The organism is Streptomyces sp. NPDC058239, from assembly GCF_042882185.1.
In the GTDB taxonomy this organism is placed as follows: Bacteria; Actinomycetota; Actinomycetes; order Streptomycetales; family Streptomycetaceae; genus Streptomyces.
In genome coordinates, this window is record NZ_JBHVWS010000020.1 from 42,291 (window position 1) to 63,249 (window position 20,959).

A 20,959-nucleotide genomic window follows, 5' to 3' on the forward strand; every position below is an offset into this window, starting at 1 on the left:
CGGACCAGGCCGGACCGGGGCTAGGGCGCGAGCTTGATCGAGTCGCCCTCAACCGTGATCGGCCGCGCGGGCAGCGGCTGGGTGGCCGGACCTGCCGTCACACTGCCCGTCGCCACATCGAACTTGCTTCCGTGACAGGGGCAGTTGATGGCTCCGTCCGACACGCTCGACACCGCGCATCCCTGGTGGGTGCACTTCGACGAGAACGCCTTGAACTCGCCGGCCTTGGGCTGCGTCACCACGACGCCCTGGTCGGCGAAGATCTTTCCGCCGCCCTCCGGAATGTCGGCGGTCTTCGCCAGAGCGGGTCCGCCGCCGTCCGATCCGCCGCCGGCCGGCTCGACCGCATCCGAACCGCCCGAGTCCTTCTGGCTGCCGCACGCGGTGAGTACGGCAGCCACCGAGACGGCCCCGACCGCTGCGACAACGGTCCGACGCCCGGGACGGACCTCGTGGTCCTGCGATGCGCTCATGCTGGCTTTCCTTTCCGCGATGTTCATGACTTAGGTGTCCGACCAGGGGTACGCGCAGCTGAACGCCCGCGTTCAACGCCCCAGGGACTTCTTGAGGAAGTCCCGCTCCAGCAGCAACAGATTGCCGACTGTCTCCTCACCGGGTGACCGCATGGCCGGACCCGGACAACGGCAGAACCGTGTGCGACCGGCCCGCAGCCAGCAGCGCGGCGGAGAACCGCAGCGTGTGAGCGACGGCCACATTGTCATCGGCACGTCCGTGCACCAGCATGAGAGGGCGTGTCAGCCAGGCCGCCTCCGAGTGCAGTGAACTGCGGTCATGGTTCTCCGGAAGTACATCCGGGTGGCCGAGAAGCCGTTCCTCCCAATGGGTGTCGCAGAGCCGTCGGTCGGTCGGCGCACCACCGGCGATCGCCGCGTGGAAGACCTCCGAGCGAGAAGCGGAGGGTACGGACGGGCTGCCGGGGGAATCGCGGGTGTCGAGTGCGTCGTCAGCCGTGGAGTCGAACGGGGGAGCGATGGAGACAGTGCGACAGGCGGAATCCGGACTGACCGGCCCTTGCCCAGGCACGGGCCGGGCTGCGGGAAGGCCACGCATCGCGCGTGACTGTCAGAGGCGTCTGCAAGGCTGAGCGGTATGACACTGAGGAACTTCAACGATCTTGAGCGGGCCATTCGCGGCGGTTGGGGCGCGGACACCACGACGCCGGATCACCGTCCGAACTGGACCCCGGACAATCCGGCGCGCGACCAGTGCGGTGTCACCGCCCTGGTGGTGCATGACCTGTTGGGCGGTGAGCTGATGCGCGGTGAGGTTCATGTCAATGGCGAGCGAGTGGACTACCACTGGTGGAACCGTCTGGGCATGGGGATCGAAGTCGATCTCACCCGCGAGCAGTTCGGCCCCGATGAGAAAGTGGTCGGCGGAGTTGTGATTGAACGGCCTGCGGAGATCGTGCGGCTCCGTGAGGAATATGAGCTTCTCCGCAGCCGGGTCGAGGCGAGGCTGTGTTCGTAGGCGATACGTCTCCGGGGTTTCCCGCGCGGTGACGATGCGGGGTCAGCGAGCTGTCGCGTCGTTCGTGCGGAAGACCGATTTTCCCTCGCGCAACGCGGCGAAGAGGAGGGGCCGGTCCGGCTGACTCCGAGCGCACCGGTCTGGTCCATGAGCGCGCTGCTCTCCAGGAGCTCGCGTTCGGCCGTGCTGACAGCCATCCGTGTCACCGCTTCGGGGCGGTTTCTGGTGTCGGTGTTGGCGTGCGCGCCGAGACCGTCGATGACAACCAAGATCTGAATGGTCGTCACATACAGGTCAGTGGTGCGGAACTCTCCTCGGTCCACGCCCTCGCGGATGAGGCCCCCAGGCGGCTGCGCCATGTGGCCTCCTGGCGGCCGACCCTGTCGCGCAAGACGGGACGATGGCGACTCAGGTGCCGCGCGTTGATCCAGAGCCGGCTGATGTCGTCGTATGCGGCACCCGTCGCGAGTGCGAAGAAGCGCGCGAGGTGCTTCGTGGGCGTTTCCGCCGCCCTGCCCGTGGGGTGCGAGGGTGTCCGGTTCGGCGCCGCGGCAGTGCCGAATGCCTCGGCCACGAGGTCCTCCACCGCCGGGAAGTAGTGGCTGATGAGACCCGGGTGGACATCGAGCTGCTCGCCGATCCGGCGCGGAGTGATGCACTCCAGCCCCTCGGTCAGGGCGACGGCGGCAGCTGCGTCGACGATTTCCGCACGTCGGTCCGATGGTGTCTTATGAATCCGCTTCCGCTGGATGTCTGACGACATACCGGCGAGGCTATTGAGTGTGCGACCAATAAGCGAGCGAGTGGGTACGGCCGGCGCTCGGAGGGCTCCGTGGCTTCCACGATTCCCGCCCCGCACACTGACGCATCCGGCATCCGGCATCGGGCCGGTCTCCGATCGGGCCGGACGCATAGAGGCCCACGGCATCGATCACATTCCCGAGCGTGAACGGAACGGCCGCGCGGGGATTGTTCGCTGTCTGGGCGTCGAGGGCCCGCTCGCCCGTGCCCCGGGCCGGGGGCGCCGACCTCGCCCTGCCCGTCGGTGTCGTGGCCGCGTCGGCCGTCCACGCGCTCATGATGCGCTCCGGCCCCGGGCTCGGCGCCCGTGCCCGCGCGGCAGACCTGCCGGTTCAGGCCCACAACTCCCCGGATTCTCCCCCGGGTCCGTACCGGGTCTCACAGGAGGACCGAGGCTCCGGCCCGACCGTGGATCGTACGGTCCGAGCGCCGGATAGCCTGGAAAAATGCTCACCGAAGTCACCGCGACCCGCTACGTCACGCCCTTGCGGGAGGGCGGATCGCTGCCCGGAATCGTCGAAGCCGACGACCTCGGCACCTACGTCATGAAATTCACCGGCGCCGGACAGGGCCGCAAGACACTGGTCGCGGAGGTCATCTGCGGACAACTCGGCCGCAGGCTCGGCCTTCGCGTCCCCGACCTCGTACAGATCCAGCTCGACCCGGTCATCGGGCTCGCCGAGCCCGACCAGGAGGTGCAGGAACTCCTGAAGGCCAGCGGCGGGCTCAATCTCGGGATGGACTTCCTGCCCGGCTCGATCGGCTTCGACTCGCTCGCCTACCAGGTGGACTCCCGGGAAGCCGGACGTGTCGTCTGGTTCGATGCTCTGATCAACAACGTCGACCGGTCCTGGCGCAACCCGAACATGCTGATCTGGCACGGCGACCTGTGGCTCATCGACCACGGCGCCACCATGATCTGGCACCACAACTGGCCCGGCGCCCAGGCCTCCGCCGCCAAGCCGTACAACGCCTCGGACCATGCGCTGGCCCCGTTCGCCCCCGATATCGCGACGGCCGCCGCCGAGCTCGCCCCGTTGGTCACCGAGGAACTGCTCACCGAGGTCGCGGCCGATGTCCCCGACGAGTGGCTGGTGGACGAGCCCGGCTTCGACTCCACCGACGAACTGCGCCGCGCCTATGTGGCAGCGCTGCTGCCGCGCGCCGCCACCATTCATGAGCGGATCACCATGGAGGGCCCCACCGAGCCCAAGCCGTCGCAGGCCCCCGGCTGGCTCACCGAGCACCTCACTCCCTGGCCGCACCCCACCAAGAAGAAGAACGACAAGGACGGCCAGCGGTGACCAAGCGCGATGTCTTCGAGTACGCGCTGCTGCGCGTGGTGCCGCGAGTGCAGCGCGGCGAGTTCTTCAACGCGGGCGTGGTCGTCTACTGCCACGCGCAGGGTTTCGTCGCCGCCCGTACCCATCTCGACGAGACCAAGCTGAAGGCCCTGGACCCGACCGCCGATGCGGTCGGTGTACGGGCCGCCCTGCATGCCGTCGAGGGCGTGTGCCGCGGCGGTACGGACGCGGGCCAGGCGGCCCGCGACGACGCAGGCCGTCGCTTCCGCTGGCTGATCGCACCGCGTTCCACCGTTGTCCAGCCGAGCCCCGTGCACAGCGGTCTCACGACCGACCCGGAGGCCGAGGTCGAACGGCTGCTCGACCTGCTGGTGCGCTGATCCGCCCGCCCTGCGGCGCCGCCCGCAGCCACCGCGGCAGCGGCGCCGCCGGGTGTGACATGCGCCCCTGCGGCCGTGGGCCGTTGACACCGAGTGCCAGGGCTTCTAGCGTCTCGTCTGCTGAAGGTACTAAGCGGTTGCTCAGTTATCGGGAAGGCTCCGCGCACGCGAAGGTTCCGTGCCGGGGGTGCCCCGACGTCCGCTGAGCCGCGATCCAAGGGCGAGGAGAACCAAGCATGTCCACCACCGAGCAGCGCGTCGCCATCGTGACCGGAGCGGCGCGGGGCATTGGCGCCGCCACCGCGGTACGCCTGGCGGCCGAGGGCCGCGCCGTCGCCGTACTCGACCTCGACGAGGCGGCCTGCAAGGACACCGTCGAGAAGATCACCGCCGCCGGGGGCACCGCCCTCGCCGTTGGCTGCGATGTGTCGGACAGCGCCCAGGTGGAAGCCGCGGTTGCGCGGGTCGCCGCCGAGCTCGGCGCCCCGACGATCCTTGTCAACAACGCGGGCGTGCTCCGCGACAACCTGCTCTTCAAGATGAGCGAGTCCGACTGGGACACCGTGATGAACGTGCACCTCAAGGGCGCGTTCCTGATGGCCAAGGCCGTCCAGAAGCACATGGTGGACGCCAAGTTCGGCCGTATCGTCTCGCTCTCCTCCTCCTCGGCGCTCGGCAACCGTGGCCAGGCCAACTACTCGGCTGTCAAGGCCGGTCTGCAGGGCTTCACCAAGACCCTCGCCAAGGAGCTCGGCAAGTTCGGCATCACCGCCAACGCCGTCGCACCCGGCTTCATCGTCACGGAGATGACCGCGCAGACCGCGGCCCGGGTCGGCATGGGCTTCGAGGAGTTCCAGGCCGCTGCCGCCACCCAGATCCCGGTGCAGCGCGTCGGCCGCCCCGAGGACATCGCCAACGCCATCGCCTTCTTCGCGGGCGACGAGGCCGGCTTCGTCTCCGGCCAGGTCATGTACGTCGCCGGCGGACCGCTCAACTGACCCGAAGGGTTTCGGACATCATGGCTGTGCAGGACAGTGGGAAGGTCGCGCTCATCACGGGCGCGAGCCGGGGCATCGGCTACGGCATCGCCGAGGCGCTCGTGGCGCGCGGCGACCGCGTGTGCATCACCGGGCGAGGCGAGGACGCTCTCAAGGAGGCCGTCGAGCAACTCGGCTCCGACCGCGTCATCGGCGTGGCGGGCAAGGCGCACGACGAGGCGCACCAGGCGGCGGCGGTCGAGCGCACCATGGAGGCGTTCGGACGTGTCGACTTCCTGATCAACAACGCCGGTACGAATCCGGTCTTCGGCCCGATCGCGGAGCTCGACCTCAATGTCGCCCGCAAGGTCTTCGAGACGAATGTGATCTCGGCGCTCGGTTTCGCCCAGCAGACCTGGAGGGCCTGGCAGAAGGAGAACGGCGGAGCGATCGTCAACATCGCCTCGGTCGCCGGTATCTCCGCCTCGCCCTTCATCGGTGCGTACGGCATGAGCAAGGCCGCCATGGTCAACCTGACCCTTCAGCTGGCGCACGAGTTCGCGCCGGTGGTCCGGGTCAACGCGATCGCCCCCGCGGTCGTGAAGACGAGGTTCGCCCAGGCGCTCTACGAGGGCCGCGAGGCAGAGGCTGCCGCGGCCTATCCGCTGGGCCGGCTGGGGGTCCCCGAGGACATCGGCGGCGCCGCCGCGTTCCTCACGTCGAGCCAGAGCGACTGGATCACGGGACAGACCCTGGTGGTCGACGGCGGGATCTTCCTGAATGCGGGCGTGAGCTGAGAGCGGCCTGAGCGGGTTTGGCCTGATTGACTCAAGTGCCTCGTCGGGCCTGCGGATTGACCCGACGAGGCACTGCGGTATGGTCTGCCGACCCATGGCTGATCGAGGAGCGTTCACGTGTTCTACCGGGCCAGTCTGCAGGCCGCTGCAGTCCTTGCTTCCCTCTCTCTGCTGGCAGGCTGCGGACTTCTCTCCGACAGCGGCTCGAAAACGGAGCAGAAGATAGTCGTCGGTACGACCAGCGAGCCCTCCACCCTCGATCCGGCGGCGGCGTGGGACAACTCCTGGGAAATGATGCGGAATGTCTTCCAGACCCTGGTGAGTTTCCCCACAGGCAGCACCAGCCCCGAGCCCGATGCGGCGAAATGGTGCAAATTCACCGACACGACCAGCACGGCCTACCGGTGCAAACTCCGCGAGGGCCTGAAATTCTCCAATGGCGACAAACTCGACGCCGAGGCCGTGAAGTACTCCATGGACCGGATCACGGCCCTCAAGGTCAAGGGCGGCCCTGTCGGCATGCTCGGCTCGCTCGACCGGGTCGAGACCAAGGGGGACGACATGGTCGTCTTCCATCTCACCAAGCCGGACGCCACATTCCCGTTCGTCCTCGCCACGCCTGCGATGTCGCTGGTGGCGCCCAGCGACTATTCGAATCACAAGGTCCGCAGCGACGGAAAGGTCACCGGATCCGGCCCCTATCTCCTGGATTCGTACAAGCCGGGGAACCGGGCCGAACTGGTGAAGAATCCGGACTACAAGGGTTTCGCCAACCGCAAGAACGACGCTGTGACCATCCGGTACTTCAAGGATTCCGCCCCCGTGGTCACGGCGCTGAAGAAGAACGAGATCGACGCGATCTACCGCGGCCTCACCGCCGAGGAGGTCGTCAGCCTGGAAGACAACAAGGACAAGAACAGCAATCTGCAGATTGTCGAGACGGTCGGCGCCGACATCCGCTTCCTGGTCTTCAACCCCGAGGACCCGGCCGCCGGGAATGTGGCCGTACGGCGGGCCATCGCCCAGCTCGTCGACCGTGACGCCCTGGTGGCCAAGGTCTACCAGGGGACGGCCGAACCGCTGTACTCCATGGTCCCCAAGGGCATCGCCGGACACACCACCAGTTTCTTCGACGCCTACGGTGATCCGGACAAGGACAAGGCGAAGCGGATTCTCGTCAAGGCGGGCATCACCAAGCCCGTCTCGATGACGTTCTGGTTCACGACCGACCGGTACGGCTCGTCCACGGCCCCCGAGTTCGACGAGCTGAAGCGACAGCTGGAGGCCTCCGGGCTGTTCCGGATCACGCTGAAGAGCAAGCCCTGGAAGGAGTTCCAGGAAGGCTTCAACAAGCGCCAGTACCCCGTCTTCGGCCGCGGCTGGTTCCCGGACTTCCCGGACCCGGACAACTTCATCGCCCCCTTCGTGGGCAAGGACAGCATCACCGGGATGCCGTACATGAAGAGCGAGATCACCGAGCAGGTGCTGCCGCAGACCCGCAAGGAGAGCGACCGGGGCGCGGTCAGCAAGCAGTTCGAACGGGCGCAGCAGATCCTGGTCGACGACGTGCGGCTGCTGCCGCTGTGGCAGGGCAAGCTGTACGTCGCGGCGGGCGAGGACATAGGGGGCGGCGAGCGTGCCCTGGACCCGCAGACGGTCATGCAGATGTGGGAGCTGTACCGCAAGGCCAGCTGGTAGGCCCCGGCAGGGCTCGCAGGGTCCGTTGTCAGTGGCCCCCGGTAGGTTCTCGGTTGAAGAACTGATTACTTGACGGAGGTTTGTTGACGTGACCGACACCGACCTGCTGCCCGAGTCCTGGCGCGGCGTCCTCGGCGAAGAGCTGCAGAAGCCCTATTTCAAGGAGCTCACCGAGTTCGTCGAGGAGGAGCGGGCCAAGGGGCCGGTCTATCCGCCGCGCGACCAGGTGTTCGCGGCCCTGGACGCCACGCCCTACGACAAGGTGAAGGTCCTTGTCCTCGGTCAGGACCCGTATCACGGGGAGGGGCAGGGACACGGGCTGTGCTTCTCCGTGCGGCCGGGCGTGAAGACGCCGCCCTCCCTGCGGAACATCTACAAGGAGATGAAGGAGGAGCTCGGCCTGCCGGTCCCGGACAACGGGTATCTGATGCCGTGGGCCGAGCAGGGTGTGCTCCTGCTCAACGCCGTGCTGACGGTGCGCGCCGGCGAGGCGAACTCGCACAAGGGCAAGGGCTGGGAGAAGTTCACCGACGCGGTGATCCACGCGGTCGCCTCGCGGCCCGATCCGGCGGTCTTCGTGCTCTGGGGCAATTACGCGCAGAAGAAGCTTCCGCTGATCGACGAGGAGCGCCATGTGGTGGTGAAGGGTGCGCACCCGTCACCGCTGTCCGCCAAGAAGTTCTTCGGCTCCCGTCCGTTCACGCAGATCAACGAGGCGGTGGCGGCGCAGGGGCACGAAGCCATCGACTGGCGCATTCCCGACCTGGGCTGACGCTGCGGTTCGGCCCGGGCCGGCGGCGGGCGCCGGTGGACGGGTCCGGGCCGGGGGTGGGCGCCCGGTGGACAGGTCCGGGACGCCCGCCCGAGCCTCAGCGGGATTGGCCGCGGCTGCGGCTAGCGTCGAACGGAAACGGGTGGACGTGGACAGGGAGGCCGCAGTGACTGAGCAGCGGGAGGCGTCGAAGGATGCCGTCATGACCAGGATCGGCCAGGCGATCATGCTGCTGCACGGCGGCGACCGGGAGGAGGCCCGCAATCGCTTCGGCGAGCTCTGGGCCGAGATCGGCGAGGACGGGGACGCCCTGCACCGCTGCACCCTCGCCCACTACATGGCCGACACGCAGGACGACCCCGGTGATGAGCTGGCCTGGGACCTGAGGGCATTGACCGCGGTCGGCAGCCTGACCGACGAGCGCGCGGTACAGCACTCCGATGCGCTCGCGGTGCGGGCGTTCTATCCCTCGCTCCATCTCAATCTGGCGGCGGACTATGTGAAGCTCCACCGTCCCGAGGCGGCCCGGATTCATCTGGACCGGGCCCGTGCCGCCTCCGGTGTGCTCGCGGACGACGGGGCTGACGACGGGTACGGGGGAGGGGTCCGCGCGGCGATCGCGCGGCTGGAGCTGAGGCTGCGGGAGCTGTAAGGGGTGGCCCGTCCATGGCGGACGGGCCACCCGCTCGGCTCTCGCCTGCCGGTTTCAGCGGCCGTAGGTGTGCTCGCAGATACGGGACTGCGGACTGCCCGCGGGCCAGTGCCCGTATCCCCGTCCCAGTGCGCAGACGTCCTTCCCGGTGGCGGGGTCCGGCAGGGCCGGGACGGGCGCGGACACGGCGGGCGGGGCCTGACGCGGTCGAGGCCGCGCCGCCCCGGGGTGCTTCCGTTGCTGTGGTGCGCGGGGCGCGGCGCGGCGGGTGTCGGGCGGTGCGCCGGGTGCCGGGGTGGATACGGAGGCGGACGGCTCGGGGGCCGGTACGGCTCCCAGACTGTCGTGTACCGGCGGCTGCACGATCTGTGGCGCCAGGTCCTGGGCGGGCCGACTGGCCCCGGGCCGGGACGGAACGTCCGGCTGCGGCGCCACGGACACACAGCCGGACAGTGTCGTGACCGCCATGCCGACCAAGAGCTTCACGGTGATTCGGGTTCGTTGCACCTGATCAACTCTGCTGTGCGGACCCGGTTTTGAGTGAGCCGGGAAGCCAAGATTGGCCCGCACGAGTGACGCCGGTCAGCGCAATGCCGCCTGCGATCCGAGCGTCCCGAGCAGCAGTTCGGTGGTCGGAACGGAGCGGTGGTACGCCCCCGCGGCGCACGAAAACATCAGTCCCTCGCACCAGGCCACCACGGACAGGCTGTGCCGCTCATGCTCGGCCGACCCGGCCGCCGTCATCAGCGTCATCAGCGGCTCGCGGAACTGCCGGCCCGTCGCGTCGAAGAACTCCCGCAGCTCCGGGCACCGGGTGGCCTCCAGGGCGAGCTCGTAGCGGCGGGTGAGATACCGGTGCAGGGCCGGCGCGAGACCGGCGACCAGCGCCTCCGGGCCGATGCGCGCGCTGTTCTCCGCGCCGGTGCCCGAACCGCCGTGCGGGCCGCTGCCTGAACCGCCTTCCGGGCCGCCCTCCGCGTCGGCGTCCGGGCCGTCCGTCCTGCCAGTGCCCGAGACCGGAAGTTCACCGGGTGCGAGCACCCGCGCCTCGCGCTCCGTCGGCCGTCGCACCGTCACCTCCAGCAGGGACTGCCGAGTGCGTGCGTCATCGGACGTCGAACCCCGGGGGAGTCCGGCGCGCTCGTCCACCGGCAGCCAGGGGCTCAAGGGCGGCCGCCCATACGCCTACGGGGCCGCCGTCGCCCCCGCCGGTGACCATGCCGCCGACGACGAAAAGGCGGAGCTGATGCGCCGGTGCGCCTGACCAGTGCCCCGGCCGTGGCGCTGAGCGACGCCCTGATGTCCACCGTCTCGCGACTCGGGCCCACTCTCGTCCTGCGCACCTTCGACGGCATCGCGGACCGGCAGCCGCCGCAGCACACGTATGCTGCCCCGACGAAGCAAGCGCACAGGTCACTGCGGCAGACATCGGGTCGAAGAGCTCGACGGGGCACGCTCAACCGGTGAACACCGCGCCGGTCGGCGCTGAACAGCGAGAGGGAGACCCCTGTGAAGGTCGGCTGCATCGGGCTCGGCGACATCGCGCAGAAGGCGTATCTGCCGGTTCTGACGACCCTGCCCGGCGTCGAACTGCATCTGCAGACCCGTACCCCCGCCACTCTGACCGCGGTCGCCGAGACCCACCGGATCCCGTCGGGGCAACGCCACACCGACCTCGAATCGCTGCTCGCCGAGGGCCTGGACGCCGCGTTCGTCCACGCACCGACCGCCGTACACCCGGAGATCGTGGGCCGGTTGCTGGACGCGGGCGTCGCCACGTACGTCGACAAGCCGCTGGCCTATGAACTCGCCGATTCCGAGAGGCTGGTGGGCCTCGCCGAAGAGCGTGGAGTGAGCCTCGCCGTCGGTTTCAACCGCAGGGTCGCGCCCGGCTACGCGCAGTGCGCCGAGCACCCGCGCGAGCTGATCCTCATGCAGAAGAACCGGGTGGGCCTGCCCGAGGATCCACGGACCATGGTGCTCGACGACTTCATCCATGTCGTCGACACACTGCGCTTCCTGGCGCCGGGGCCGATCGAGCACACCGTCGTACAGGCCAGGATCCGCGACGGTCTGATGCACCATGTCGTGCTGCAACTGGCCGGTGACGGATTCACCGCCATCGGCGCGATGAACCGGCTCAGCGGCTCGAACGAGGAACGGCTGGAGGTCTCCGGCCAGGACTCCAAGCGCGAGGTCGTCAACCTCGCCGAGGTGATCGATCACAAGGGGCAGCCGAGCGTACGACGGCGCGGCGACTGGGTGCCGGTGGCCCGCCAGCGTGGCATTGAGCAGAGCGTGCTGTCCTTTCTGGACGCCGTGCGGGCCGGAAAGGTGCTGAGCGCCGGGGACGCCCTGCAGACGCATGAGCTGTGCGAGCGCGTCCTGCGTGACCTGGACCTCGCCTAGGGTCTTTCCGGCGGGTCAGGGCCGGACAGGCTCTGGAGCCGTGTCCGGCCGGGGCCCTTCGGCCTCGGGATGCGTCGGGTCCCGCTGCGATGCAGGCTGGGGTGATGGACCACCGGCCCGTGGAGGTGACCTCGTGAGGCCCCACGACGAGCCAAAGGGCTGGGGAGCACTCCAGCCGCCGCCCGGCTACTACTCGGCCGACGGGCGGCCGCCCGACGCGATGCAGCGCGGGCTGATCCTCGACTGGGCGGTCAATCAGCGGATCGCGAGCGGCTGGCGAGTGGAGTCACGCTCCGAGACACAGGTCGTCATGGTCCGGGGCCGGCCGCTGAACCACGTGCTTCACGCCATCCTGATGGTGTTCACCTGCTTTCTCTGGGGCGCCGTGTGGCTGGCGCTGGCCGTGACCAACAAGGTTGAGAGGGTCTCGCTCACCGTCGACGCCCAGGGCCACATCGTCTCCGTGAACGGCCCCGGATAGTCCGGCCGGTCGCCGCGCTCACGACTTGGAGCGACCGGTGGATTCGTTGGTTTCGGCGGGTGAGGCAACCACCGGAGCCGCCGCACCCCCCGCAGCGGCCGACCCGCCCCGGTGGCGCCTCCGGAGCGATCGCACCCCTTCGAAGGCGCAGAAAACGGCCAGCACCGCCGACGCCCCGTGCACCGGCCAGTCGCCCAGCCGTACGTAGAGCGTCGTACCGGACGCCAGAGGTACATCGAACACGGCAGCCCCGCTCGTGTCCGTACCCAGCGGGGCCCCGATCCGCTCGCCCTGCGGGCCGTACACCGCACTGACGCCGGTGAGCGTCGCGTGCACCATCGGGCGGCCGTTCTCGGCAGCCCGCAGCGCCCCGAGCGAGGCATGCTGTTCAGGAGCCCAGCTGTGCTGGAACGTCGCGGTCGACGACTGGTCGATCAGCAGTTGCGCTCCGTCCAGGGTCAGCCGCCGGCTCATGTCGGGGAACGCGGACTCGAAGCAGATCAGCGGCCCGATGCGCAGACCCTTCCCTCCGGCGGCTCCGGGAAGCCACATCGTCACCGGGTGGGTGCCCCGCAGCCGGTCCTCGCCCGCCGCCCTGCCGAGCGACGTGGCCCACCCGAGCACCGAACGGGCCGGGATGTACTCGCCGAACGGCACCAGCCGCATCTTGTCGTACCGGTCCCCGGTCAGTCCGTCCGGACCCACCAGCACCGCGGATTTGAAGATTCCCGTCCGACCCGATCCACCGGTCTGCCGGGCGTCCATGTTGACCAGCACGTCCGCCCCCACTCGACGCGAGAGGGCCGCGATCCGGGCGGTGATTTCCGGGTGCCGGGTGAGATCGACACCGACACTGCTCTCGCCCCACACCACCAGATCGAGATCGCGTCCCGCCAGCTCTCCGGTCAGCCGCTCACTGACGGCGAGCCGACGCTCAACGCTGTGGGGACCCGCGATCACACCCGGCTGTACGACGGCGATCCGGGCCACGCCCGACTGCTCGGGCTGCGGTGCCCACTGCACCATCGCCCCCACGGCCAGGGCGTACACCACGATGCCGGCGACGGCGACCGTACGGGCGGTGGCGGCCATGAACAACAGGGCGACGGCGGTGTTCACCGCGACTACCAGAAGGCTCACCAGCCACACCCCGCCGACGGATGCCACGCGCAGTGCCGGAGCCACCTCCCACTGGCTCGCGCCGAGCAGCCCCCAGGGACCGCCGAGGCCCTCCCAGGAGCGGGCCAGCTCGATCATCAGCCAGCCGCACGGCACGACGACGACCGCGGCCATGGCTGCTGCGACCGAAACCGGCGCGCGCAGTACCCGGAAGACCAGCAGACCCCACGGCGCCCACAGCAGACCGAGCAGGGCCGCCAGGACCACGATGAACACATGGAGACTCGGCACCAGCCAGTGATGCACGGCGAGCAGGTAGCCGATCCCGCCGAGCCAGCCGTCGAGCGCCGCCCGGCGCCCCGTACCGGCGGACCGGAGCAGCAGCAGCCACGGCACCAGACCGACATAGGCGAGCCACCACAGGGAAGGCGCCGGGAAGGCGAGCGCGGGCAGCGCACCGGCGAGCAGCGCGAAGCAGCCGCGCCACCGGCCGGACCGCAGCATCCGCTCCCACTGCTCGCGCCGACCGGCCGGAATCCGCATGCCGCGCCTCCTCGTCCTGCTGATCAGCAGTGTCCCCCCTGGTCACCCGTTCCGCAGTTCTTTCCCGGCGCGAGAGGGCGCAAGCACCGGGGGGCGGGCTCAGGCGGGGGTGAGCGAGTCAGCTGCGCCGCGCCACTTCTCGTGCACGGTCACAGTCCGGATCCGCCAGCCGTTCCCCGTACGCGACAGCGTGAAGGCGTACCGCCCGCCGGAGACGAAGTTCGGCGCGGTCGCCCCTGCCCCGGAGCCGCCTTCGCCGCCCGCCGTGCTGTCCAGCCGCATCGGGTTGAGGTAGTCGGCCCGCACTTCGGCCCGGTCGCCCGGATAGCCGCCCAGGTCCTGGATGTCGAGCCGGCGGTTGACGATCAGATGCTGGCGTACGGGGAACAGCCGCATGGTCTCCGCGAGCCACCGGGCGACCTCGGCGGCAGGCCCTTCGATACCGCCCGCGCTGCGGTAGTCGGCGCGGCCGTCCGCGGTGAACAGGGCCCGGTAGTCCCCCCATTCGCCGTCGTCCACCGCCATCGCATAGCCGGTGATCACTGCATCGATGGAAAGCTGGTCCATCACGGTCGAGAGATCCACGCGCTGCGTCATCGGGTCAGTCTCTGCCCGCCGGCGTCCGAGGCCAAGGGGCGTGCACGCACGACGGGCCGGCACAACCCTCAGCAGGGCACCACGGCCACCGGGCCGAGCGCATGCGTGAGCGTGGTCTGTGCGACGGGGGAGAGCCCGAGCCCGAGGGCCTCACCACCCCTGCGCCGCCCGATCACGGTCAGCGCCGCGGTCGCCGAGGCCGTGACCAGAGTGCGTGCGGCGGAACCCCCGACCGGTTCCCTGACGACCTCGACCTGCGGGTACTTCTCCCGCCAGCCGGCGGTGAGTTCGGCGAGGGTGCGCTCGGCCGCACCTGCCGCCGCGTCCCGGTCGAAGACCGGGCCGCCGGACAGCATCGAGGAGAACATCGTCCAGCCGTGCACGATCCGCAGTCGCGCACCGGGCCGGGAAGCGGCCGTCGCGAAGGCGAATTCCAGTACCGCTTCGCTGCTCTCGTCGGCGGCCACGCCCGCGACAATGTCGGGAAACGCTTGGTTCGCCTCCCCTTCGTCCTCGTCCGAAGGTCCGCTGTGGATGACGACGACGGGGCACTGGGCCATTGAGGCGGTCGCCAGACTGTTGGAGCCGAGCATCAGGGACCGGAAACCGCCCAGACCGCGCGAGCCGACGACCACCAGCGACGCATCACGGCTCAGCGAGGTGAGCGCCGCCGAGGGGAAGTCCAGCGGTGCGAGCGTCGACGGGTGCAGATCCGGAACGATCTCGGACACCCTTCGTACGGACTGGGTGAGCAGTTCCTCGGCCTCGCGCTGCTGTGTCTCCTGACCGGTGCGCCGGTTGGGCGTCCGGGCGTGCACGATCACCAGCGGGAGCCCCCGGCGGACAGCTTCGTGGGCGGCCCAGTCGAGTGCCTCACGGCTGTGCGACGAGCCGTCGACGGCTGCGATCACGGGAAGCTCGGTGGTGGTCATGATTTCCTCCAGGTTCCGGCGGTACATGTCCCAGGCTGGTACGCGCACACGTCGTACGGCAGGGACTTTCGGCCCCATCTGCCCGGGAAGATCCGGGCGGAGCCACCACCCGCGCCGGTCCGCGGCATGCCATGTACGCTACGGCCGGTCGCGGTCCGGCGATGGCCTCCGGCCCACTGCGATTGTCAGTGCCGGATGCGATCCTGCCCCCATGGACGAGCTGATGCGGCAGCGGCGCGTGTACGGCGCCGACCATGACGATCCCGACCCTGGGCCCCAGCCGGGTCATTCCTACCGGGAGTTGGTGGGCGGCCCGCTCGACGGGCTGCTTCTCGATGTGACCGGCTGGACGGAGACGGCACTGCGCGAGGGAGCGGCGCTGAACACGGAGATCGGGCGGTTCGGCCCGGGCGGCCGAGCGGAGTACGGACCCAGGGACGGTGACTTCGACCGGTGGGACTGGCAGGGCGACATACCCTGACCCTCACCGCCACGCCATTTCGCTGAGGTGGTGTGGCGCTGGCCGGCGCCGAGCCCGCTGCGCAGAGCGATGAATGAGACCTGTCAGGACTAATCGCCTGAATCGCTCGATACTGGAACCATGGCACAGAAGACGTCTCGACCGCACGCCCCGCCGACCCTCTCCGTCAAGGGCCGGGACGTGCGGATACGCACCATCGGGATCTTGGTACTGATCGGTCTTGCGATCTGGTTCATCGCCGCGAACACCAAATCGGTCGGCATCCGGCTGTGGATACCCACCGTCACCCTGCCGCTCTGGGCGGTACTGACCGTGACCCTGCTGGTCGGGCTGGTGATCGGCGGGCTGCTGGCCCATCGCAGGGCGAAGCGCTGAGCCGTCGGACGGGGAGCCGGCCCCCGGGCCTCACGGGCGCGCGTACGCAGCGCCAGCCCGCCGACTCGCCATGTGCGGGCTCAGCCCCCGCCGTCACCAGCGCGCACGTGGTGGATGACGAACGGCCCGTCGTCGGCCCACCAAGGGCCGCAGGGCGAGCCAGGTCCGACCGGCCCGACTGGACCCGAGCAGCAGCCCTGGTGCCGACGGTGAAGGCGGCGCTACTGGCGTCGGCCTGCCACCCCACGGGTGCCCCGGGCGCGGACGGCCAGTCCATCATCGGCCCGGAGGGAGACACCGGTCCTGCCGGCCCGCCCGGCACCGACGGCAAGAACGGTAAAGACGACAAGGGCGGCGCCGACGGGCAGACTTGTCCGGACGGATACTCTCTCCAGGCCCCACCGGATGATCCGGATGCCCTGGTGTGCCGCCGTACTGGTGCCGAGACACCGTCCCCGGACCAGTCACGCAACCTGCTCGGCCTGGGGGCTCACAGCTACCGCCATGTACAGGAGACTTGATGGCTGATATTCCGCAGCGGCAGATGCAGCGGCGCCTCGACGACAGCGCCGCCGACCTGGGGACGCCCGTCGACCGCGGACTCGTCGAGGAGCAGCCGAAGCCCCAGTACGCCGGGCTGTTCCTCGAACCCGACATTCCGCCGGCCGCAGAGGACGCCGCCTGAGCACGCATGCCCCCGCCGCCCATCCTGGGTGGCGGGGGCATCGTCGTGTCTGAGGTCAGCGGCTGCAGCAGCGCCGACTACGGACAGGTCTCTCCGGTTCAAAGCCAGGGTCGAGGCCTGGACCGAACCCGGATCACCCCGCCGACTCGCCCGCGTGCGGGCTCAGCACCCCGGCCGCCACCAGTGCGAACAGGAGCAGCCCGAGAAGCACGCGGTAGATGACGAACGGCATGAAGCTCTTGGTCGTGATGAACTTCATGAACCAGGCAATAACGGCATAGCCCACGCCGAATGCGATGAATGTCGCGAAGATCGTCGGCCCCCACGACACATGTCCCTCCCCCGCGTCCTTCAGCTCGAAGACTCCCGAGGCGAGCACCGCCGGGATCGCGAGCAGGAAGGAGTAACGGGCCGCCGCCTCGCGGGTGTACCCCATCAGCAGACCGCCGCTGATGGTGGCGCCGGAGCGGGAGACACCCGGGATCAGGGCCATCGCCTGGCAGAAGCCGAAGATCAGGCCATCCTTGACGCCGAGTTCCTTGAGTGTCTTGCGCTCCTTGGCGGCCCGGTGCCTGCCGCCTGCCTCGTCGCGGGCGGCGAGACGGTCGGCGAAGCCGAGGACGATGCCCATGACGATCAGGGTGGTGGCGATCAGCCGCAGATCGCGGAAGGGCCCCTCGATCTGGTCCTTGAACGTTACGCCGAGCACGCCGATGGGGATGGAACCGACGATGACCAGCCAGCCCATCTGGGCGTCGTGGTCGCTGCGCATCGACCGGTCGGTCAGCGAGCGGAACCAGGCCGAGACGATCCGGACGATGTCCTTGCGGAAGTAGATGAGGACTGCCGCCTCCGTGCCGATCTGGGTGATGGCGGTGAACGCCGCACCCGGGTCGTGCCAGCCGGCGAACGCTGCGGTGAGCCGCAGATGTGCGCTGGAGGAGATCGGCAGGAACTCGGTCAGTCCCTGAACGAGGCCCAGGACGAACGATTCGAACCAGCTCATGGGGCTTTGGCCATCCCGGGGGTGATCGTGCATCGGCCGACGGCAGTGAGGGCCGTCGGCAACGTGCGCATTGCGGTCGAATGAGAGCAGGGCCGTGCCGGGCCCGGAGATCTTCGGTCGGTCGCGGGCAGGGTATCGCCCTCAGATGAACAGCGTTACGCGTACCCCCACGCCCGCCCACCGCCCCGGTGTCTGCTCCCACGCGTACCGGATCACTCGGCGGCGAGGCGGTGGCGCTTGCGCCAGGCGACGACGGCCGCGCCGAGCCCCGTCAGCACGATGAACCCCATCGCGGCCAGGAACGCGGGCGACGTCGGTGACGAGGCCTCGCTGCCCGCGACGACATACGCGGCGGTGTTCGGGACCGAGCCGAGTCCGGTGGCCATCAGGAACGGCGGATACCCCATGCGCGAGACGGCCGCGCAGTAGTTGGCCGCCGCGAACGGCACCCCGGGGAACAGCCGCAGCGCCAGCATCGAGCGGAAACCGTGCCGGCTCAGCTGACCGTCCGCCGCCTTGAGCCAGCGCCCGCGCAGCAGCGTACGGAGCGCGTCCTGCCCGAGCACCCTGCCCAGCCCGAACGAGATGCCCGCGCCGAGCACCGTACCCGCCAGCGCAGCGGCCAGCCCCGCCTGCGAACCGAAGAGCGCACCGGCGGCGAGATTGAGCAGTGGCCGCGGTACGAAGGCCACGGTGCACACGCCGTACGCGACACCGAACAGTACGACCGCGGCGGCGCCACCGCTCAGCTGGGCAGGCCAGCCGGTGGCGAGCAGCCGTTGGGGTTCGAGGAACAGCATCGTCGCCGCGGCGGCCAGCAGCACGGCCACGAGCAGCGAGAACCGGGACCAGGGCGAGAGCAGCGCCCTCGTACAGCGCACGGCGAGGCCGCCTGTGGGCCGGGCGGCGGGGACGGGGTCGAGCATGCGGGGAGACTAACCGACGCCCGCGTGTGATCGCCGCAATGTGCACGGTACGAGCCAGGCGCCCGATTCGCTCCCGCGCTGCCGGCGTCCCGCGGACCAGGCATCTCCGACGGCCGGGCGGAACCCGAACTTCCGTGTCCGGCCTGCGGTGTCCGCCGGAAAACCATTCGACGTGGCCGTGCCCGTCGGCCATGATCGGACCCATGTTCCGGTACGTCTTCCTCGCAGCGCAGTCCGCAGTCGCGGACGCGCCGAAGGCTGCCGTGAACCCCGTCACCGCAGCGGCACTTGTCGCAGCGGCAGCGTTCACCGCTGCCGCAGCGCCCATCGGCGGCGCCCGAAGCTGACCCTCCCCCGACAGTCCGGCGGACCCCGTAAGGGGAGGGTCGGCAAGGCCCTGGGGTCTTCTCTCTCAGCTTCGAATTCCAAGGAATGAGCCATGCCCAAGACGGCATACGTGCGCACCAAGCCGCACCTCAACATCGGCACCATGGGCCACGTCGACCACGGCAAGACCACCCTGACCGCCGCCATCACCAAGGTCCTCAGCGACCGCGGAACCGGCACGTTCGTCCCGTTCGACCGGATCGACCGGGCGCCGGAGGAGACCCGGCGCGGCATCACCATCAACATCGCGCACGTCGAGTACGAGACCGACACCCGTCACTACGCGCATGTCGACATGCCGGGACACGCCGACTACATCAAGAACATGGTCACCGGCGCCGCCCAGCTCGACGGGGCGATCCTCGTCGTCTCCGCGCTCGACGGGATCATGCCGCAGACCGCCGAGCACGTCCTGCTCGCCCGTCAAGTGGGTGTCGACCACATCGTCGTCGCCCTCAACAAGGCGGACGCGGGTGACCCCGAGCTGACCGACCTGGTCGAGCTGGAGGTCCGCGAGCTGCTCTCCGCGCACGGCTACGGCGGCGACGGTGTCCCCGTCGTACGGGTGTCGGGTCTGAAGGCCCTGGAGGGCGACCCGCGGTGGACCGCTGCCGTCGAGGCGCTGCTGGACGCCGTCGACACGTACGTGCCGATGCCGGTCCGCTACACCGACGCGCCGTTCCTGCTGTCGGTGGAGAACGTCCTGACCATCACCGGCCGGGGCACCGTCGTCACCGGAGCCGTCGAGCGCGGCACTGTGCGGGTCGGTGACCGGGTGTCGGTGCTGGGCCCGGACACCGAGACGGTCGTCATCGGTCTGGAGACCTTCGGGAAGCCGATGGAGTCCGCGGAGGCCGGAGACAACGTGGCCCTGCTGCTGCGCGGGGTGGAGCGAGACCGGGTGCGTCGCGGCCATGTGGTCGCGGCGCCCGGCAGCGTGACGCCGAGCCGCCGTTTCACCGCGCAGGTGTATGTCCTGTCGGCGCGGGAAGGCGGCCGGACCACCCCGGTGACCACCGGTTACCGGCCGCAGTTCTACATCCGCACCGCGGACGTCGTGGGCGACGTCGACCTCGGTACGGTGGCGGTGGCGCGACCCGGGGACACGGTCGACCTGACCGTCGAGCTGGGCCGCGAGGTCCCGCTGGAGACCGGACTCGGCTTCGCGATCCGTGAGGGCGGCCGCACCGTCGGCGCGGGTACCGTCACCGGACTGCTCTGAGCCGTCTCGCACCAGGGGCCCGCCTCCCGTACCCCACGGGAGGCGGGCCCGGTGCCGTAGGCAAGACTGACGGTATGACAGACACAGCACTGGTGCTCGGTGCCGGCGGTGTCACGGGCAGCGCCTGGGAGACCGGAATCCTGTACGGGCTCGCGAAGGCCGGCGTGGACCTGTCCACCGCCGATCTGATCATCGGCAGTTCGGCGGGCGCGGTGGTCGGCGCGCAGCTGGCCTCCGGACTGCTCGGCCTTCCGGAACTGTACGAACTCCAGCTCGCCGATCCGCAGGGCATGACCGGCGGCAAGCTCGGCGCGCTGACCTTTCTGCGCTATGCGGGGGCCGTGCTGTCCGCACGTACCCCCGAGGCATATGGGCGGAAGCTGGCCCGGATCGCGAAGGACGCCCGCCTCGGCATCACGGCGGAGGAACGGCGCGCGGCGATCGCCGGCCGTCTCCTGTCGCCCGACTGGCCCGGGCGTCCCCTGCGCATCACCGCGGTCGACGCGGCCACCGGTGAGCTCCACACGTTCGACAAGGACAGCGGAGTACCCCTCGTGGACGCCGTCACCGCGAGCTCCGCCGTCCCGGCCGTATGGCCCGTCGCCGACTTCGAGGAAAGGTCCTGGATCGACGGCGGGGTGCACTCCCCGGCCAACGCCCACCTCGCCGCAGGCTACGGGCGCGTCGTCGTCATCGCTCCGACGGCCAGTGGCAACAAGGTCGTCGTCTCGCCGCGCTCGCAGGCGGCCGAGCTGGCCGCGAAGGGCGCCCGTGTGGAGGTCATCACCCCGGACGCGGCGGCGAAGAAGGCATTCGGCCGCAACCCCCTCGACCCCAGCCGCCGGGCCGAGGCGGCCCGTGCCGGGCTCGCCCAGTCGGCGGCGCACACCGAAGCCGTCGCCGCGGTCGTGAGCAACTGATCGG

27 protein-coding genes and 1 pseudogene are annotated in these 20,959 nt (G+C 69.8%); 18 read left to right on the forward strand and 10 right to left on the reverse strand.

The features are described from left to right. Positions 1–20: 20 nt before the first annotated feature. Entirely contained in the window at positions 21–473 is a 453-nt protein-coding gene (locus tag ACFVYE_RS21795) for a Rieske (2Fe-2S) protein (protein WP_383958720.1), read from the reverse strand. Between the two features lie 72 nt (positions 474–545). Next, positions 546–903, reverse strand: a pseudogene (locus tag ACFVYE_RS21800) (alpha/beta hydrolase family protein); the annotation flags it as partial. A gap of 207 nt (positions 904–1,110) precedes the next feature. On the opposite strand from ACFVYE_RS21800, the gene ACFVYE_RS21805 reads away from it, so the two are divergent. Continuing rightward, positions 1,111–1,491: a hypothetical protein gene (locus ACFVYE_RS21805; RefSeq protein ID WP_389606946.1), complete on the forward strand. Its 381-nt coding sequence runs from the start codon at positions 1,111–1,113 to the stop codon at positions 1,489–1,491. A 283-nt stretch (positions 1,492–1,774) separates the two neighbouring features. Here the strand turns inward: ACFVYE_RS21805 and ACFVYE_RS21810 are convergent, their stop codons facing one another. Beyond that, complete coding sequence (locus ACFVYE_RS21810; protein WP_389606948.1) at positions 1,775–2,254, reverse strand: TetR/AcrR family transcriptional regulator; 480 nt, start codon at positions 2,252–2,254, stop codon at positions 1,775–1,777. Positions 2,255–2,738: 484 nt separating this feature from the next. Here ACFVYE_RS21810 and ACFVYE_RS21815 point away from each other — a divergent pair, with 484 nt between their 5' ends. From ACFVYE_RS21815 to ACFVYE_RS21845, 7 genes are all read left to right on the forward strand, one after another. Then, entirely contained in the window at positions 2,739–3,596 is an 858-nt protein-coding gene (locus ACFVYE_RS21815; protein ID WP_383958714.1) for a HipA family kinase, read from the forward strand. Further along, a complete protein-coding gene (locus ACFVYE_RS21820) occupies positions 3,593–3,976 on the forward strand; it encodes a DUF3037 domain-containing protein (protein WP_383958712.1) in 384 nt (127 codons plus the stop codon). Before ACFVYE_RS21815 ends, ACFVYE_RS21820 begins: the two co-directional genes overlap by 4 nt. A gap of 236 nt (positions 3,977–4,212) precedes the next feature. After that, positions 4,213–4,974 carry a 3-oxoacyl-ACP reductase FabG gene (gene fabG / locus ACFVYE_RS21825; RefSeq protein ID WP_383958710.1) on the forward strand — a complete coding sequence of 254 codons (762 nt, stop codon included), beginning with the start codon at positions 4,213–4,215 and terminating at the stop codon, positions 4,972–4,974. A 20-nt stretch (positions 4,975–4,994) separates the two neighbouring features. Continuing rightward, on the forward strand, positions 4,995–5,750 hold the full coding sequence (locus tag ACFVYE_RS21830) for an SDR family oxidoreductase (RefSeq protein ID WP_383958708.1): 756 nt from the start codon (positions 4,995–4,997) through the stop codon (positions 5,748–5,750). Positions 5,751–5,867: 117 nt separating this feature from the next. Further along, the gene (locus ACFVYE_RS21835; protein WP_383958706.1) at positions 5,868–7,448 is read left to right on the forward strand and encodes an ABC transporter substrate-binding protein; all 1,581 of its coding nucleotides are present in this window, start codon (positions 5,868–5,870) and stop codon (positions 7,446–7,448) included. Positions 7,449–7,536: 88 nt separating this feature from the next. Beyond that, positions 7,537–8,220 carry a uracil-DNA glycosylase gene (locus tag ACFVYE_RS21840; protein WP_383958704.1) on the forward strand — a complete coding sequence of 228 codons (684 nt, stop codon included), beginning with the start codon at positions 7,537–7,539 and terminating at the stop codon, positions 8,218–8,220. A 166-nt stretch (positions 8,221–8,386) separates the two neighbouring features. Then, positions 8,387–8,872, forward strand: coding sequence for a hypothetical protein (locus ACFVYE_RS21845; protein ID WP_383958702.1), 486 nt, complete (start codon positions 8,387–8,389; stop codon positions 8,870–8,872). Positions 8,873–8,926: 54 nt separating this feature from the next. On the opposite strand, the gene ACFVYE_RS21850 is transcribed toward ACFVYE_RS21845, so the two are convergent. Together ACFVYE_RS21850 and ACFVYE_RS21855 are read right to left on the reverse strand one after the other, a co-directional pair. Further along, entirely contained in the window at positions 8,927–9,379 is a 453-nt protein-coding gene (locus ACFVYE_RS21850; protein WP_383958701.1) for a hypothetical protein, read from the reverse strand. A gap of 75 nt (positions 9,380–9,454) precedes the next feature. Beyond that, positions 9,455–10,039 (reverse strand): TetR/AcrR family transcriptional regulator, encoded by a 585-nt coding sequence (locus ACFVYE_RS21855; protein ID WP_383958699.1) that lies wholly within the window; start codon positions 10,037–10,039, stop codon positions 9,455–9,457. Here ACFVYE_RS21855 and ACFVYE_RS21860 point away from each other — a divergent pair. From ACFVYE_RS21860 to ACFVYE_RS21870, 3 genes are all read left to right on the forward strand, one after another. After that, complete coding sequence (locus ACFVYE_RS21860) at positions 9,969–10,136, forward strand: hypothetical protein (RefSeq protein ID WP_383958744.1); 168 nt, start codon at positions 9,969–9,971, stop codon at positions 10,134–10,136. The genes ACFVYE_RS21855 and ACFVYE_RS21860 overlap by 71 nt on opposite strands. Before the next feature lie 245 nt (positions 10,137–10,381). After that, the gene (locus tag ACFVYE_RS21865) at positions 10,382–11,281 is read left to right on the forward strand and encodes a Gfo/Idh/MocA family protein (protein WP_383958697.1); all 900 of its coding nucleotides are present in this window, start codon (positions 10,382–10,384) and stop codon (positions 11,279–11,281) included. Positions 11,282–11,414: 133 nt separating this feature from the next. Further along, complete coding sequence (locus ACFVYE_RS21870) at positions 11,415–11,762, forward strand: hypothetical protein (RefSeq protein ID WP_383958695.1); 348 nt, start codon at positions 11,415–11,417, stop codon at positions 11,760–11,762. 18 nt (positions 11,763–11,780) lie between these two features. Here ACFVYE_RS21870 and lnt read toward each other — a convergent pair whose 3' ends face one another. From lnt to ACFVYE_RS21885, 3 genes are all read right to left on the reverse strand, one after another. Then, positions 11,781–13,424 carry an apolipoprotein N-acyltransferase gene (gene lnt / locus ACFVYE_RS21875; RefSeq protein WP_389606952.1) on the reverse strand — a complete coding sequence of 548 codons (1,644 nt, stop codon included), beginning with the start codon at positions 13,422–13,424 and terminating at the stop codon, positions 11,781–11,783. Positions 13,425–13,523: 99 nt separating this feature from the next. Then, complete coding sequence (locus ACFVYE_RS21880) at positions 13,524–14,021, reverse strand: nuclear transport factor 2 family protein (protein WP_383958691.1); 498 nt, start codon at positions 14,019–14,021, stop codon at positions 13,524–13,526. A 68-nt stretch (positions 14,022–14,089) separates the two neighbouring features. After that, on the reverse strand, positions 14,090–14,953 hold the full coding sequence (locus ACFVYE_RS21885) for a universal stress protein (protein WP_383958689.1): 864 nt from the start codon (positions 14,951–14,953) through the stop codon (positions 14,090–14,092). Between the two features lie 211 nt (positions 14,954–15,164). Here ACFVYE_RS21885 and ACFVYE_RS21890 point away from each other — a divergent pair, with 211 nt between their 5' ends. The 4 genes from ACFVYE_RS21890 (at position 15,165) to ACFVYE_RS21905 (ending at position 16,494) form a co-directional block, all read left to right on the forward strand. Continuing rightward, positions 15,165–15,434 carry a hypothetical protein gene (locus ACFVYE_RS21890; protein ID WP_114248874.1) on the forward strand — a complete coding sequence of 90 codons (270 nt, stop codon included), beginning with the start codon at positions 15,165–15,167 and terminating at the stop codon, positions 15,432–15,434. Between the two features lie 120 nt (positions 15,435–15,554). Further along, on the forward strand, positions 15,555–15,809 hold the full coding sequence (locus ACFVYE_RS21895; protein WP_383958687.1) for a LapA family protein: 255 nt from the start codon (positions 15,555–15,557) through the stop codon (positions 15,807–15,809). Between the two features lie 107 nt (positions 15,810–15,916). Beyond that, positions 15,917–16,330, forward strand: a complete 414-nt coding sequence (locus ACFVYE_RS21900; protein WP_389606955.1) for a hypothetical protein — start codon at positions 15,917–15,919, stop codon at positions 16,328–16,330. Further along, positions 16,330–16,494 carry a hypothetical protein gene (locus ACFVYE_RS21905; RefSeq protein ID WP_383958683.1) on the forward strand — a complete coding sequence of 55 codons (165 nt, stop codon included), beginning with the start codon at positions 16,330–16,332 and terminating at the stop codon, positions 16,492–16,494. The genes ACFVYE_RS21900 and ACFVYE_RS21905 overlap by 1 nt, the downstream gene beginning before the upstream one ends. Positions 16,495–16,627: 133 nt before the next feature. Here the strand turns inward: ACFVYE_RS21905 and ACFVYE_RS21910 are convergent, their stop codons facing one another. Both ACFVYE_RS21910 and ACFVYE_RS21915 read right to left on the reverse strand, forming a co-directional pair. Further along, positions 16,628–17,500 (reverse strand): undecaprenyl-diphosphate phosphatase, encoded by an 873-nt coding sequence (locus ACFVYE_RS21910; protein WP_383958681.1) that lies wholly within the window; start codon positions 17,498–17,500, stop codon positions 16,628–16,630. A gap of 212 nt (positions 17,501–17,712) precedes the next feature. Continuing rightward, a complete protein-coding gene (locus tag ACFVYE_RS21915; RefSeq protein WP_383958679.1) occupies positions 17,713–18,426 on the reverse strand; it encodes a TVP38/TMEM64 family protein in 714 nt (237 codons plus the stop codon). A gap of 203 nt (positions 18,427–18,629) precedes the next feature. Here ACFVYE_RS21915 and ACFVYE_RS21920 point away from each other — a divergent pair, with 203 nt between their 5' ends. The 3 genes from ACFVYE_RS21920 to ACFVYE_RS21930 all read left to right on the forward strand — a co-directional run bounded on the left by ACFVYE_RS21920 (position 18,630) and on the right by ACFVYE_RS21930 (position 20,955). After that, a complete protein-coding gene (locus tag ACFVYE_RS21920) occupies positions 18,630–18,773 on the forward strand; it encodes a hypothetical protein (RefSeq protein ID WP_383958677.1) in 144 nt (47 codons plus the stop codon). 92 nt (positions 18,774–18,865) lie between these two features. Continuing rightward, entirely contained in the window at positions 18,866–20,035 is a 1,170-nt protein-coding gene (gene tuf / locus ACFVYE_RS21925) for an elongation factor Tu (RefSeq protein ID WP_383958675.1), read from the forward strand. Between the two features lie 74 nt (positions 20,036–20,109). Then, positions 20,110–20,955, forward strand: coding sequence for a patatin-like phospholipase family protein (locus tag ACFVYE_RS21930; RefSeq protein ID WP_389606957.1), 846 nt, complete (start codon positions 20,110–20,112; stop codon positions 20,953–20,955). Positions 20,956–20,959: the final 4 nt, after the last annotated feature.